This window comes from Aliirhizobium cellulosilyticum (assembly GCF_014198105.1).
Classification (GTDB): domain Bacteria; phylum Pseudomonadota; class Alphaproteobacteria; order Rhizobiales; family Rhizobiaceae; genus Neorhizobium; species Neorhizobium cellulosilyticum.
Map to the genome: position 1 here is coordinate 204,352 of NZ_JACIGW010000004.1, position 14,252 is coordinate 218,603.

Sequence of the window (14,252 nt, forward strand, 5' to 3'; positions counted from 1 at the left end):
CATCGAAATATCCCGGCAAATATATCGAGACGCGCCACCTTGGCCAGCGTTATATTTATCCGGATATAATGATTTTTCGCGGAGCACTTTTGTCGATCGTCACGCACCAACCAATCCCGGCTCGGCGGGGGAGCGTAAATATCGCTGGAGGAGGTCGAGACAACCTCCTCCACGAGGCGACGCTCAATCCTTCCATTCGATCCGGTTGAGGAAAATGCTTTCGTTCGGCGTCGGCGTGAAGGAGACCTGTTCGGCGGCGCCGTAGACGACTGAGGCCTGATAGAGCGGGATGATGAGGTTTTTCGCATTCACCTTCTCATGCACCTTTTTGTAGGCGGCCAGTCGCTCGTCCTGCGACAGCGACTTGCGGGCCAGATCGAGCGCTGCATCGATCTCGGCATTCTTTATGCTCGACCAGCCGCTCGACGAATGCAGCAGCGGATAGAGAATTCCGTCGGCATCCTGGCATCCGCAGCTCCAACGGCTGAAGGCGATTGCGGGAATGACGCTCGGGCCGCCCTGCATCTGCTTCAGCCAGTTGGGCATGTCGGTCATCTCGATCTCGATCTTCATGCCGGCATCGTTGAGCATCTGCTGGATCGCCTGCACGACGCGCTGGTCGTAGACCGGCGAAGTCAGGAGCTTGATGGGTGTGTCCGCGCCGGGCGTGGAAGAGATGATCTCCTTTGCCTTGGCCGCATCGAAAGGCGGCGCCTCGATGCCTTCGACCCAGCCCATATGGGCGGGTGAGGCGATTTCCGGGACCGGCTTTTCTCCGGTCGCGAGAATGCCCTCGGCAATGCCGACCTTGTCGATCGCCATGGCGATTGCCTCGCGAACCGCAGGCTTGTCGAGCGGCGCCTTGGTGACATTCATGCCGAGATAGGCGACACGCTCCGTATTGCCGACCAGCGCCTTGCCCTTGCCCGACGACTGGATCTGCGCAACAAGGTCGCCGTTCAGATAGGTCGCAAGATCACTCGCACCAGCCTGCAGATTGGCAACGCGGGTAGCGGCATCCGGCACGGCGCGGAAGACGGCTTTCGGGAAGGCTCCCTTGTCACCCCAATAGCTCTCATTGCGCGCGAGCGTCACCTCGACGCCGCGTTGCCATTTTTCGAACTTGTACGGGCCAGAGCCAACAGGGCTGAGATTGAAGGCGTCCTTGCCTACTTTCTCGACCACGGCCTTCGGCACGATCGACAGTTTGACCAACTGCGCGAAGAGAGGCGGATACGGGCCGTTGGTGGTCAGCGTCATCGTCGTCGGATCGTCAGCGACCGCATCGGTGATCTGGTTGAACTGTCCGAGTTGGGGGCTGGCGAAGGCGGGATCGGTGATGCGCTTCACCGAGAAGGCGACATCTTCGGCCGTCAGCTTAGTCCCATCATGGAAGGTGACGTCATCGCGGATCTTGAAGCGGATCTGTGTGTCGGAAAGATAGTCCCAGCTGGTGGCAATCTGCGGGACGATCTTGCCCTCGTCATCACGCGTGACGAGGTTGTCGAAGACGTTGCGATAGACGTTGTAGCTGTCTGGATTCCACTGGACATGCGGGTCAAGCGACGACGGCTCACCCGGCAGATCAATGACAAAAAGATCCTTAGAGGCGTAAGCCTGTAACGGTAATGCAATGCTGGTTGCGGCGAAAATGATGCCAGCGAGAATATGCCTGTGTGATCGCATGAGTTGTTCCCCTTATCAGCGAAAATCAGTTCTCGAAACGCCTTAGCTTGAACTGCAGACCGGCACAGGTCATGCAACTTTATTCTAATTCTGAGATGTCAATTAAAATAAATGACATTTCATAAACTCATGTTGACATCTTAAATTTCGCTATGCAATCCTGATTGTCGAGGTGAACAGCCTGATGCCAGAAAGCCGGAAGAGCTGAAGGTTAGAGGGTATGGCCGAACACGGTCGGCTCCAGGAATCAGCTTTGACAAGTTTCGTGAATCTGACGATGAAGGGATCAGAGGACGGCCATTTCGGCTGCCAGAATAACGAATTGAGATACCAGAATGCTTGATAGTGATGCCTATTCGTCGCCGGTGCCCGGTCTGGGCAAAGGTCTCTCTGCCGAACAGACGCTGCGCAGTGCAATCGTGCATTGCGTATTGAAGCCCGGCGAAGTGCTTTCGGAAGCCCGGCTTTGCGATGAGTTCGCCATCGGCCGCGGTGCGGTGCGCATGGCCCTGCAGCGCCTTCAGGCGAGCGGCCTTGTGACGGCGGCACCCAGAAGCGGCTGGCAGGTCGCCCCGGTTTCTGCCGGCGAGATTCGCGAGATCGTTGCCGGGCGGCGGCATCTGGAAGCCATTCTGGCGGAGGTGAAACTGACCGAGGCGGACCAGGCACATGTGGCCAAGCTGTGCGACATGTATGCTGCCCTTCACGGACGCAGCGACCCGTCGCTCGATCTGCAGGGAACGCTGCGGCGCGCCGAACGCGACCTGCTTTCACTGCTGGCAACACGGCTCAACATGCCGACGGTGAGCGGCTGGCTTTTCGACCTTTGGGATCGTTCGGCGCGGCTCGTCACATTCTTCGAGGCACGCAGCACGGCAAAGCTTAAGGGAGCCGACCGTGCGGCACTTGGAGCCTGCATGCTTGCTGGCGACAGCGAAGGCGCCAGGGCGCATTTCGCCGCAGCGACCGACCAGCTGGAAGCCTATCTTGCAGCACGCTTTCTTGAATCTTCGGCCATCCTTAACGAACCGGTCACCCGCCGCAAGCGGGCCGCAAGGACCAAGGCCGAGACCAATGAATTTCAACCGAACCAGGAACGAACAAGGACGAACTGACAATGCCAGGTTTGAGACGTATTACTTCGGCACTTCTGCTTGCCGCCGCTCTGGGCGGAGCAACTTTCCTTAGCGGCCCCGCGAGCGCCAAGGACATGTTCGTCGTCGATCTGGTGAACGAGCCATCCTCGCTCGATCCGCAGAAGCAGTGGAACCCCGACAGCTATTACGTCTACCGCAACGTCTTCGACAACCTGATCACTCGCGACGATGCGGGAAAGATCGCACCGCAGATCGCAACAAGCTGGGAATACAAGTCTCCTTCCGAAGTCGTCTTCAAGCTGCGCAGCGACGTGAAGTTTCATGACGGCGAGAAACTGACCGCCGAGGATGTCGCCTTCTCGGTCACGCGGATCATCGATCCGGCCTTCAAGAGCCCGCAGCTCAGCCAGTTCAACAAGATCAAGTCGGCTGCGGTGACAGGCGAGAACGAGGTCACGATTACCACGAACGGACCTTATCCGGTTCTGCTTGCGCAGCTGGTAAAGCTGTCGATCGTGCCGAAGCATGTGGTCGAGAAAATCGGCGACGACGCCTTCAATGCGGCACCCGTCGGCTCCGGCCCCTACAAGTTCGACCGCTGGGACCGCGGCTCGCTGGTCGCACTTTCCCGCAATGCCGATTACTGGGGCGATAAGGGACCGTTCGAAAAGGCCGAATTTCGCGCAGTTCCCGATGCCGCAACGCGCCTTGCCGATCTCCAGGCCGGCAATGCAGATCTGATCGTGACACTCGATGCCGACCAGGCAAAGCAGCTGGAAGGCAGTGGTTCGGCCAAGGTGCTGAGTGCGCTGACGGAGCGTATCGCCTATCTGAAGCTCAACCCGACAATCGCGCCACTCGACAACCCGAAAGTCCGCCAGGCTGTCGCCATGGCGATCGACAAGCAGGGCATTGTCGAAGGCCTGCTTGGCGGCTTCGACAAGCCGGCAAGCCAGATGGCGAACGATACCTATTTCGGTTTCGTGCCTAACCTGAAGAACGTGGAATTCGACCCGGAAGGCGCCAAGAAGATCGTCGAGGAGACAGGCGCCGGCAAGACCAAGCTTTCGTTTGCGACCTCGCCTGTCTTCGACCAGCGTATCGTACAGGCGCTCGCCCAGATGCTTTCCGATGTCGGCTTTAATGTCGATATCCAGCTGACCGACATGGCCGCGTATCTGAAGCGTGCCCAGAGCGAACCGGCGCAGCAGGCGAATTTCGCCTTCGGCCGCTGGTCCTGCGCCTGCCAGGATGTCGACGGCGTGCTCTTCCCGCTTCTGCATTCCTCAAGCTCGTGGTCGTCACTGCGGGATCCGAAGATCGATGCGCTGCTTGTCGCCGCCCGCAATACGCTCGATGACAAGGAACGCCAGCAGGCCTATGACGGCGTCGCCAAGTTTGTCGCCGACGACGTGCCGATGGTACCGCTCTACGAAGCTGCCGTTCTTTACGGCGGAGCCAAAAACCTTGAATGGCAGCCGACCGCCAACGAAAGCATGTTCCTGAACCGTATGTCCTGGAACGACTGATGGAAGCCGGCAGCGATCTGCAATCGTCGGATCGCTGCCCTCCCAACCAGCGGAAAAGCAAGTGCCGATTTTCTTTGCCAAGCGCCTTTTTCAAGCGCTGATCGCCATCTTCGGCGTGATGACCCTGATTTTCTTCCTGCAGCGGCTGGCTGGCGACCCGGTTCTGCTGCTGGTGCCGATGGATGCCTCGCAGGCGGATGTCGACCGGATGAGGATCGCGCTTGGCTTCGACCGGCCGGTCGCCATCCAGTATCTCGAATATATCAGCAACCTCATGTTCTTCGATCTCGGGCGCAGCTACGTGCAGAACATCCCGGTCGCCGAACTGATCTGGACCCGCGTTCCCTATACGCTGATGCTGGCCGCCGGTGCGCTGGTGGTGGCCTTCGGGATCGGCATTCCGGTCGGCATCACGCTTGCGATCCGCCGCGGCAGGCCGATCGCGCGGCTGCTTTCCGCCCTCGTGCTTGCCGGACAATCCATGCCGACCTTCTGGAGCGCCATCCTGATGATCATGGTCTTCGGCGTCTGGCTCGGCTGGGCACCGCCATCGGGTGCGCGTGAACTGTCGAGCATCGTCATGCCTTCGATCGCGCTCGGCCTTTTGTCGATGGCGACGTTCGCTCGCGTTGCAAGGACGGCCGTGCTCGACGAACTGGAGAAGGATTATGTGCGAACCGGCCACGCCAAGGGCCTGCCGATGCGCCGCATCATCTTCCGCCACCTGTTGCGCAATGCATCGATCCCGGTCGTGACGGTCTCGGCGCTGGAGATCGCCAATCTTCTGGCCGGTGCGGTCATTGTCGAGACGGTGTTTGCCTGGCCGGGGCTTGGACAATTGACCATACAGGCGATCACCGCCCGCGACTTCATGGTCGTGCAGGGTGTGGTTATGCTCGGCGCGATCACGGCCATCGGCCTCAATCTCGTTGCCGACCTGCTTTACAGCCTGATCGATCCGCGCATCCGCATGGGAGCCGGCTCATGAGTGCGCAACCACAATCTGTCGCGCCCACCAAACCGGCACGGTCCTCCAATATACCCTGGGCTGCCCTGCCCTTCCTCATAATCATCACAGCCATGGTGCTGCTCGCGCTCGCCGCACCGCTGGTGGCGCCGGTCGATCCGAACACGCAGAACCTTCTTGCCCGGCTGAAGGCACCCGGCACTGTCTCGCGCGGCGTCACCTATATTCTCGGATCGGACGAACTCGGGCGCGATGTCCTGAGCCGGCTGATCTACGGCGCACGGATTTCGCTGTTCGTCGCCTTTTCTTCGGTCCTCCTGTCCGGCACGCTCGGCAGCATATTGGGCATGATCGCCGCCTTTTATCGCGGCTGGGTCGAGATCGTCATCATGCGGCTGGTCGATATCGTGCTGTCGGTACCGGCGATCCTGTTTGCCATCATCACCGTTGCGGTGATGGGGCCGGGCCTCGTCAACGTGGTCATCGTGCTGGCGCTGACCCGCTGGCCTCGTTATGCGCGCGTCGCCTATGGCCAGACGCTTTCGGTCGCCAACATGCCCTATGTGCGGCTGTCGCATTTCATGGGCGCAAGCTGGTTGCGGCTGCTCGGCCGGCATGTGCTGCCGAATATTGCAGGCTCGCTTGCGGTCGTCGCGACGCTCGAATTCGGCCTGATGGTGCTTTTCGAAGCGGGGCTTTCCTTCCTCGGCCTCGGCGTTCAGCCGCCGACGGCAAGCTGGGGGGCGATGCTTTCGACCGGCCGCAACTATGTGGCAACGGCCTGGTGGATCGCCACCTTCCCCGGGCTTGCCCTCTTCCTTCTCGTTTTATCGATCAACCTGATCGGCGACCACGTGCGTGACCGCCTCGATCCGAAAGCAAGGTAATCCCGACATGGATTTCAAGAATGAATTTGCCGACAAGAAGGTCATCGTAACAGGTGCCTGTGGCATCATCGGCGGCTGGATAACCAAGGCCTTCGCGGAGGCCGGCGCGCAGCTCTGCCTCACCGACCACCGCGCCGAAGCGCTGGCAGCAACCGTCGGCATCTACGGAGATCAGGCTTTCGGTATCACGACGAACCTGATGAGTTCGCCCGACATGGACCGTTTCGCCGCCGAGATTGCCAAACGATGGGGTGCGCCGGATATTCTCGTCAACAATGCCGGCATCTATCCCTCGGGCTTTCTGCTCGACATGGATATCGACGATTTCGACGCAATCATGGGCGTGAACCTCAGGGCGCCTTTCTATCTGTCGAAACTGTTTGCCCGGCAGATGGTCGGCAAGGGCGTGAAGGGATCGATCGTCAACATTTCCTCAGGTGCCGCCCGCAAGATGCGGCGCACCGCCGTAACCTATTCGACCTCCAAGACCGCACTCGATCGGCTGACAAAGGGATTTGCCATCGAGCTTGCTGAATACGGTATTCGCGTGAACATCGTCGAGCCGGGTTTTGCGGCCGGCAGCAGCGTCAGCGCCCTGAGCAAGGAACACATCAAGACAGTGACCGACGCCATTCCGCTCGGCCGTGCATCAAGCAGCGACGACGTGTCGAATGCCGTGTTGTTCCTGTCGTCTTCCGCCGCGTCCTACATCACCGGCGCAACGCTTGCCGTCGATGGCGGCAATTCGATCGGATCGCTCGCCGTATACCAGGACAAGAAGAAAGCCCTCTAGGCCGAGGAGGACGCAATGTCAGATGAGAAGCCCGATCCGGCTGCCCCACTTTCCGCCTTCCCTGCCTATCAATGGCCGGAGGAAAAGCAGTCCGCGGTACTTTTGTCCGTCGATGTCGATGCCAACTCTCCCTTTTTGTGGTCGCAAGGGGACAGTGCGCCGGAACGGCTCGGCACTCACGAGATCCGCAATTTCGGCCCACGCACCGGGCTATGGCGGCTGGTCGAACTTTTCGCCCGGTTCGGCTTCAAGGCGAGTTTCTACGTGCCAGGCCATGTCGCCGAACAGCATCCGGACATGCTGCCGGCCCTGCTGGATGCCGGGCACGAGATTGGCCTGCACGGATATTTCCACGAGATCGTCTCGGAAATTTCCGATGACGAGTTTACCGGCGCGATCGAGGCGAGCCTCGACCTGTTTGTCAAACAGACAGGCAAGCGCCCGACCGGATTTCGCTCGCCCGCCTGGGAGATGACGCCGCATATGCTGTCCGAGGTGAGGCGACTCGGTCTCAGCTATGACAGCTCGCTTTCCGGCTTCGACCACCCTTACGAGATCGAGGGCGTGACGGAAATCCCCGTCCAATGGGCAGTCGATGACGCTATATTCTTCAAGTTCGAAGGCGGCGGGCGGGATCGTTTTCCCATGCAGTCCGGCCGGATGGTGCTGGAGGACTGGAAATCCGAATGGCGCACCCTGCACCGTTTCGGCGGTCTTTTTACCCTTACCGTACATGACTGGATTTCCGGTCGCGCCCAGCGCATCGCGCTGCTCGAAGATCTGCTGCAGGAGATTGCGGCCGAGCCGGCGGCCTGGGTGGCCACCGCAGACGAGATCGCCCGTTTTCATCAGGGCTCTGCCAATCAAAAACGCTTCGCCGTCGAGGCAAGAATACCACAGCCGATCGGCGCGCGGCGATTTGGAAAGAACGCATGACCGAGAGCTGGACCATTCGCAAGGGCGAGACCCGCAGCCGTAACGGGCTGGTCGCCTGTCAGAACCGACTTGCAGCCGAAGCAGGCGCCGCCGTGCTTTCGCGCGGGGGCAACGCCGTCGATGCGGCTGTCGTGACGACACTCGTGCTGAGCATCGTCGAACCCTGGCTTTCCGGCATCGGCGGCGGTGGTTTCATGCTACGGGCGGATGGCACTACAGGCGTTGTAGACACGCTCGATTTCAACGTGATCTCGGCGGGGAACCTTGATCCGGAAGATTATCCGCTGACCGCCGGCCGCGATGGCGACTGGTTCAACTGGCCATCGATCGTCGGCGACCGGAATCTCATCGGTTATTCCTCGATCTGCACGCCGGGCGCCATTGCGGGACTGGCGGAAGCGCTGGAGAAATTCGGGACGCTGACCTGGGAAGAGGCTCTGCAGCCGGCGATCGAGCATGCGCGCCGGGGAACCAGGCTCGACTGGTTTACCGTTCTGGCGCTGGCGATAGATGCTGCCGGGCTTTCGCGTTTCCCCGCCTCATCCGAGATATTCCTGGTCGATGGCCGCCCGCCGCGTGCGCCCGAGCGCGGCGTCGACGCCTTTCTGCCGATGCCGGCAAAGGCTGCAACGCTGGAGCGGCTGGCAAAGGCCGGTGCGAGAGACTTCTATGAGGGCGAGACGGCCCGCAGGATCGTTGCCGATCTGCAGGATGGTGGATCGCCCATCGGGGCCGAGGATCTGGCGAGCTATCGTCCGCGCTGGCTTGAACCACTGAAACACGGTTATCGCGGCCTCGACATCTACGCCATGGGCGGGCTGTCCGGTGGGCCGACGATGATCGACGCGATTTCCGAACTCGACAAGACCCTGCCGACGGAAGATCCCCTGTCCGGCAAGAGCGCGCTTGCTTTTGCGCGGGCGCTGCGCCGGGCATCGGAACACCGCCTGCGCAGCCTTGGCCATGCCGGCAGCGGAAGCTGCACCACCCATGTCAGCGTCGTCGATTCTACCGGCACTATGGTGTCGCTGACCAATACGCTGCTCTCCCGTTTCGGCTCAAAAGTGGTGCTGCCGCAGACCGGCTTCCTGATGAATAACGGCATGATGTGGTTCGATCCGCGAAAAGGACAACCGAATTCGATCGCACCGGGTGTGCGGCCGCTCGCCAACATGTGCCCGATCATCGCCACCCGCGACGGCAGGCCATATATGGCGCTGGGTGCCGCAGGTGGACGGCAGATCATGCCTGCAGTCGTGCAGCTTCTCTCCTATGTGGCCTGTTTCGGACTGTCTCTGGAAGACGCATTCATGAGCCCGCGCATCGATGCGAGCGGGGTGACGATCATGGTCGATCGCCGGGCGCGGGCCGATGTCGCGAACCGGCTGTCCGGCGAGTTTCCGGTCGAGATCGTCGAGGACACGCTTTATCCCGTGAACTTCGCCATCCCTTCCGCCGTGATGCGCGACGGCGATGAATTCGTCGCCATGGCCCATCCGAACCATCCTTGGGCTGCGACGGCCGAGGAGGTGCGATGACCGGGCCTTTACTCGAAGTCAGCGATCTTTCTGTCTCGATCCGTGGCAATACGGTGGTGGACGGGGTGTCGCTTGCGATCGATGCGGGCGAGATCCTCTCGCTGGTCGGAGAATCCGGCTGCGGCAAATCGATGACGGCCTTTGCCGTGATGGGGTTGCTTCCCAAGGTGGCGAAGATAGACAGAGGCAGAGTAGAGCTCGGCGGCTCCGATCTCGTCAGCATCAGCGAGGAACGGCGACGGCTGCTTCGCGGTGCTGAGCTGGCGATGATCTTCCAGGAACCGGTCGCCTCGCTCAATCCGCTGATGCCGATCGGCAGGCAGATCGAGGAAAGCGTGATCATCCATCGCGGCGTCTCGTCCCGTGAGGCCAAGGCCGCCGCCATCGACATGCTGGCGGAGGTCGGCATTCCCGAGCCGCAGCTGCGGTACCGGCAATATCCGTTCGAGCTTTCCGGCGGCATGTGCCAGCGCGCGATGATCGCCATGGCGCTGATCTGTCGACCGAAACTCCTGATCGCCGACGAGCCGACGACCGCGCTCGACGTGACGATCCAGGCGCAGATCCTCGAACTGATGAAACGGCTGAGGGACGAGACGGGCACGGCTATCCTGCTGATCACCCACGATATGGGTGTGGTCGCGGATATGGCGGACCGCGTTGCGGTGATGTATTCCGGCCGGATCGTCGAGGAGGCGCCGGTCGAAACGATCTTTACCAGCCAGCGCCACCCCTATACGCGCCTTCTTCTTTCCACCATCCCCCGGCTCGACGGGCAAGCGAAGACCGAACTGCCGGTCATCGAGGGCACGGTGCCTGATATCGGCTCATGGCCGGCCGGATGCCGTTTCAACCCACGCTGTCCGGTGGCCGGCGACAGGTGTCTGAGCGAACTGCCGGCACTTGCGCCAAGGCCCGACACCGGCCGCGCCGCCTGCTGGCACAGCGATCGCGTGGAGGCGCTTGTCTGATGGCTCCTCTTCTCTCCGTCCGTGGACTGAAAGTCCATTTTCCCATCAACAAAGGCCTGTGGGGCCGCGATATCCGTCATGTGAAAGCCGTGGACGGCGTCGATTTCGATATCGCTCCCGGCGAAAGCATGGCGCTGGTCGGCGAAAGCGGATGTGGAAAATCGACGCTCGGTGCGGCCGTCCTTGGAATGCAGATCCCGACCGCAGGCACGATCTCCTTTGCCGGCGAGGAGGTCAGGCATGGAGAACGCCAGACCCGTATCCGGCTTTCCCGCGATATCCAGACCGTGTTTCAGGATCCGGTTTCGGCACTCAACCCGAAAATGTCGGTCGGCGACAGCATTGCCGAACCGCTGGCTATCCATGGCGTGGGCGATGCGAAGTCGCGGGCCGAGCGGGTAGCCGAACTGCTTTCGCTTGTCGGCCTGCATCCGCAGCATGCAGAGCGGCGGCCAAACGCATTTTCCGGCGGCCAGCGCCAGCGCATCGTCATCGCACGGGCATTGGCGCTGCAGCCGAAACTGCTCATTCTCGACGAGCCGGTTTCGGCGCTGGACGTGTCGATCCGGTCGCAGATCCTCAACCTGCTTCTCGACCTGCAGAGGCGCTTCGGCCTCTCCTACCTGTTCATCAGCCACGATCTTTCGGTCGTGCGTCACTTCGCCGATCGCGTGGCGGTCATGTATCTGGGAAAACTGGTTGAGACCGGGCCTACGGAAGCGGTTTTTGCGCGGCCGGTTCACCCGTATACCGAGGCGCTTCTTTCTGCCGTACCGCTGCCCGATCCGATCGCGCAACGAGCCCGCAGAAGAATAATTCTGACAGGCGACCTGCCGAGCCCGGCCAATCCGCCGGTCGGATGCTCTTTCGTCACCCGCTGTCCGCTGGCCGAAGAGATCTGCCGACGCGAGCCGCCGCCGCTCGTCAAGGTTGGTATGCAGGAGCAGGCGGCATGCCATGTGCGCGCGTCCCGGCTCAATGATGAAGAGTATTTTGCATGACAGACGAACTGAAGATCACACCAGTCAATGCCGAGAACGCACCGCAATCCCTGCATCGGCGCTATTCGCAGGCGGTCGATCTATCCGGCCACAGCAGGCTGCTGTTCATCAGCGGGCAGATACCGGCAGACAAGGACGGCAAGGTGCCTGCAGGCTTCGAAGAGCAGGCAAGGCTTTGCTGGGCCAATGTCATTGCCCAGCTCGAAGCCGCAGGAATGGGCCTGTCTAACCTGGTCAAGGTCACGACCTTCCTCAAGCGTTATGAAGACCGCGATATCAATGCAAAGGTGCGCTTCGAGGTGATGGGCGAGCATCTTGTCGCTCTCTCGACGATCATCACGGATGTCTACGATCCCGAGTGGCTGCTTGAGATCGAGGCAATCGCCGCCGCTTAAGGTTAGGCTACAATCCTACGCAGAGGCTTGTGCAATTTAAGGCCAGTTCGGCGGGACTGGCCGCGGCCGATCAGGCCGACCCTCATGGAGCCGAGGCCAGTAAACCATCCGATCTGCCGCCCCCCGGTCCTGATGTTCTGGCCGGCACCTTATCGAGCCTGCGGACCGATTTGAAACTTTCGTCGGTGCGAAGATCCGGCATGCTGTGCATGGTTTCGATAAAACGCTGCGCGACCGGCTGGAGTGAACGGTCCGCCTTGCGGATAATGCCCACCCGGCGATTGAACCAGGGAGCATCCACGAGCTTGTAGGCAAGACCTGTCATATTCCCTGCCTCGACGGCGGAGGTCGGCAGAATGGCGACGCCGACCCCTGCCCGCACCATGCTCAGCGCCGTCGACATGTAGTTGGCTTCCATGACGACGCTCACCTCGCAGCCTTCACGCTCCATCGAACGCTCGAAAAGCACCCGGACGGTGCTGTTTTTTCGCGTCAGTACCAGCGGATAGGAGGCAAAGTCACTGATCTGCAGAACCGGCGCAGCATTGGCCAGCGGGTGGTCGACAGGAAAGAACGCACAGAGGCTATCGGACACATAATCCTCGACCTTGATCGTCCGGTCGGAACTGATGCGCGTGCCAATGCCGAAATCGACTTCTTCGGCTTTTACCAGCTTGATAATATCTTCACCGACGACATCCCAGACATTGATCTCGATGCCGGGGTTCTGATCGCGGAAAACCATGATCGCACGCGGCAGGAAACTTGCCGCAACCGATGGCAGGGCGGCGATCTTGACTATACCCCTGCGCGCATATGTGAGGTCGGTTGCCGCGAGCAGGATCTCGTCCATGTTCATGGCGAGGCGTTCCATCAGCGGCAGGATGTTGCGCCCGGCCGGTGTCAGCTCGACGCGCCGCTTGTTGCGGTCGAATAGCTTGATGCCCAGTTGTTCCTCGAGTTGGTTTATCTGCACCGTCAATGTGGGCTGGGAGACGTTCAGTTCCTGGGCCGCGCGGGTGAATTTCAGATGCTGCACAAGGGCCAGAAAGGCGCGCACCTGGCGGGAGCTGGGAGGAAGGGCCATGGGAACCGGGCTCTTTCGCATAGACGTTTCATTTCGATCGCCTGAGGGCTGGCATTGCGAAATGCCGTCCGCCGAGGCGGGGGATCGAAATAATGGCTAAAGCATCGAGAGCAGGGGGAGATTGATCATTGTCATGAAACAGGAACAAATCTCACTGCGTCCTTATCCGGCGCAGACAGAAAGGGTCGCGGCAATGCAATGCCGCGGCCCTTGTTCAATTTCAGCCCTTGATAAACGCCAGCAGATCGGCGTTCAGGACGTCGGCGTTGACGGTGAGCATACCGTGCGAGAAGCCGGGATAGGTCTTGATCTGGCCGTTCTTCAAAAGCTTGATCGACTTCAGTGCCGCATCAGCGATCGGAACGATCTGGTCGTCTTCGCCATGCAGGACGAGCGTCGGTACGGTGATCGCCTTCAGGTCTTCTGTCTGGTCCGTCTCGGAGAAGGCCTTGATGCCGTCGTAATGTGCCTTTGCGCCGCCCATCATGCCCTGACGCCACCAATTCTGGATCACACCTTCCTGAACCTTGGCGCCGTCACGGTTGAAGCCATAGAACGGGCCGGCCGGAACATCGCGGAAGAACTGCGCGCGGTTGGCGGCGAGTGCAGAACGGAAACCGTCAAAAACTTCCATCGGCAGGCCTTCCGGATTGCTGTCGGTCTTCAGCATCAGCGGCGGGACGGCAGAGACGAGAACCGCCTTGGCGACACGGCCGGCCTTCTGGCCGTGCTTGGCGACATAACGGGCAACTTCGCCGCCGCCGGTAGAATGGCCGATATGGACCGCATTCTTCAGGTCCAGATGCTCGGCGACGGCAAATGCGTCGGCTGCATAATGGTCCATGTCGTGACCTTCGGAGACCTGGGCAGAACGGCCATGGCCACGGCGGTCATGGGCGACGACGCGATAGCCCTTGGAGAGGAAGAACAGCATCTGCGCGTCCCAGTCGTCCGACGACAGCGGCCAGCCATGATGGAAAACGATCGGCTGGGCGTCCTTCGGGCCCCAGTCCTTGTAGAAGATTTCGACGCCGTCCTTGGTGGTTACATAAGCCATGGTCTTGTTTCCTTCTGTGGGGTGCTTGGTGGATGCAGCATTGTCTGCAAGGGTGAACGAGGTTGGAATTGCGAGAGTTGCAGCAACGGCAGCTCCGGAGAGCAAAGCGCCGCGGCGAGTGAGGGGGAGGATCGTGTTGGTCATCTTGAACTCCGGGGGTGTCCGTGTGGTTTTGAAAGCCAAGGTATGCGTGTCTGATGCACCGAATATTGTCGAAAAATATTGCAGCCAACAATTGCATCAATAATTTCGAATTAATTGCGATTTTTGAAATTATCACGAGAGGCGGCGGACACCGCCTCTCCGTC

General features: G+C 60.5%; 13 protein-coding genes. 10 read left to right on the top strand and 3 right to left on the bottom strand.

Features of this window, described 5'->3' with window-relative positions; translation table 11 throughout:
• Positions 1 to 183: 183 nt before the first annotated feature.
• Positions 184 to 1,686 carry an ABC transporter substrate-binding protein gene (locus GGE33_RS18155; protein WP_183826164.1) on the bottom strand — a complete coding sequence of 501 codons (1,503 nt, stop codon included), beginning with the start codon at positions 1,684 to 1,686 and terminating at the stop codon, positions 184 to 186.
• Between the two features lie 335 nt (positions 1,687 to 2,021).
• Between GGE33_RS18155 and GGE33_RS18160 the strand changes: the two genes are divergently transcribed.
• The 10 genes from GGE33_RS18160 (at position 2,022) to GGE33_RS18205 (ending at position 11,800) form a co-directional block, all read left to right on the top strand.
• Complete coding sequence (locus tag GGE33_RS18160; RefSeq protein WP_183826166.1) at positions 2,022 to 2,801, top strand: GntR family transcriptional regulator; 780 nt, start codon at positions 2,022 to 2,024, stop codon at positions 2,799 to 2,801.
• Between the two features lie 2 nt (positions 2,802 to 2,803).
• Entirely contained in the window at positions 2,804 to 4,312 is a 1,509-nt protein-coding gene (locus GGE33_RS18165) for an ABC transporter substrate-binding protein (protein WP_183826170.1), read from the top strand.
• Between the two features lie 61 nt (positions 4,313 to 4,373).
• Positions 4,374 to 5,300 carry an ABC transporter permease subunit gene (locus GGE33_RS18170; RefSeq protein ID WP_183826173.1) on the top strand — a complete coding sequence of 309 codons (927 nt, stop codon included), beginning with the start codon at positions 4,374 to 4,376 and terminating at the stop codon, positions 5,298 to 5,300.
• Complete coding sequence (locus GGE33_RS18175) at positions 5,297 to 6,166, top strand: ABC transporter permease (RefSeq protein WP_183685652.1); 870 nt, start codon at positions 5,297 to 5,299, stop codon at positions 6,164 to 6,166. The genes GGE33_RS18170 and GGE33_RS18175 overlap by 4 nt, the downstream gene beginning before the upstream one ends.
• Before the next feature lie 7 nt (positions 6,167 to 6,173).
• A complete protein-coding gene (locus GGE33_RS18180) occupies positions 6,174 to 6,959 on the top strand; it encodes an SDR family NAD(P)-dependent oxidoreductase (protein WP_183826176.1) in 786 nt (261 codons plus the stop codon).
• Between the two features lie 15 nt (positions 6,960 to 6,974).
• Positions 6,975 to 7,895: a polysaccharide deacetylase family protein gene (locus tag GGE33_RS18185; protein WP_183826179.1), complete on the top strand. Its 921-nt coding sequence runs from the start codon at positions 6,975 to 6,977 to the stop codon at positions 7,893 to 7,895.
• Positions 7,892 to 9,433, top strand: a complete 1,542-nt coding sequence (locus GGE33_RS18190; RefSeq protein WP_183826183.1) for a gamma-glutamyltransferase family protein — start codon at positions 7,892 to 7,894, stop codon at positions 9,431 to 9,433. The genes GGE33_RS18185 and GGE33_RS18190 overlap by 4 nt, the downstream gene beginning before the upstream one ends.
• A complete protein-coding gene (locus tag GGE33_RS18195; RefSeq protein ID WP_183826186.1) occupies positions 9,430 to 10,404 on the top strand; it encodes an ABC transporter ATP-binding protein in 975 nt (324 codons plus the stop codon). The genes GGE33_RS18190 and GGE33_RS18195 overlap by 4 nt, the downstream gene beginning before the upstream one ends.
• Positions 10,401 to 11,405 (top strand): ABC transporter ATP-binding protein, encoded by a 1,005-nt coding sequence (locus GGE33_RS18200; RefSeq protein WP_281388835.1) that lies wholly within the window; start codon positions 10,401 to 10,403, stop codon positions 11,403 to 11,405. Before GGE33_RS18195 ends, GGE33_RS18200 begins: the two co-directional genes overlap by 4 nt.
• Complete coding sequence (locus GGE33_RS18205; RefSeq protein WP_183826203.1) at positions 11,402 to 11,800, top strand: RidA family protein; 399 nt, start codon at positions 11,402 to 11,404, stop codon at positions 11,798 to 11,800. The genes GGE33_RS18200 and GGE33_RS18205 overlap by 4 nt, the downstream gene beginning before the upstream one ends.
• Positions 11,801 to 11,882: 82 nt before the next feature.
• On the opposite strand, the gene GGE33_RS18210 is transcribed toward GGE33_RS18205, so the two are convergent.
• Together GGE33_RS18210 and GGE33_RS18215 are read right to left on the bottom strand one after the other, a co-directional pair.
• Positions 11,883 to 12,887 (bottom strand): LysR family transcriptional regulator, encoded by a 1,005-nt coding sequence (locus GGE33_RS18210; protein WP_183826206.1) that lies wholly within the window; start codon positions 12,885 to 12,887, stop codon positions 11,883 to 11,885.
• 220 nt (positions 12,888 to 13,107) lie between these two features.
• Positions 13,108 to 13,944 (bottom strand): alpha/beta fold hydrolase, encoded by an 837-nt coding sequence (locus GGE33_RS18215; protein WP_183685820.1) that lies wholly within the window; start codon positions 13,942 to 13,944, stop codon positions 13,108 to 13,110.
• Between the last annotated feature and the right edge of the window lie 308 nt (positions 13,945 to 14,252).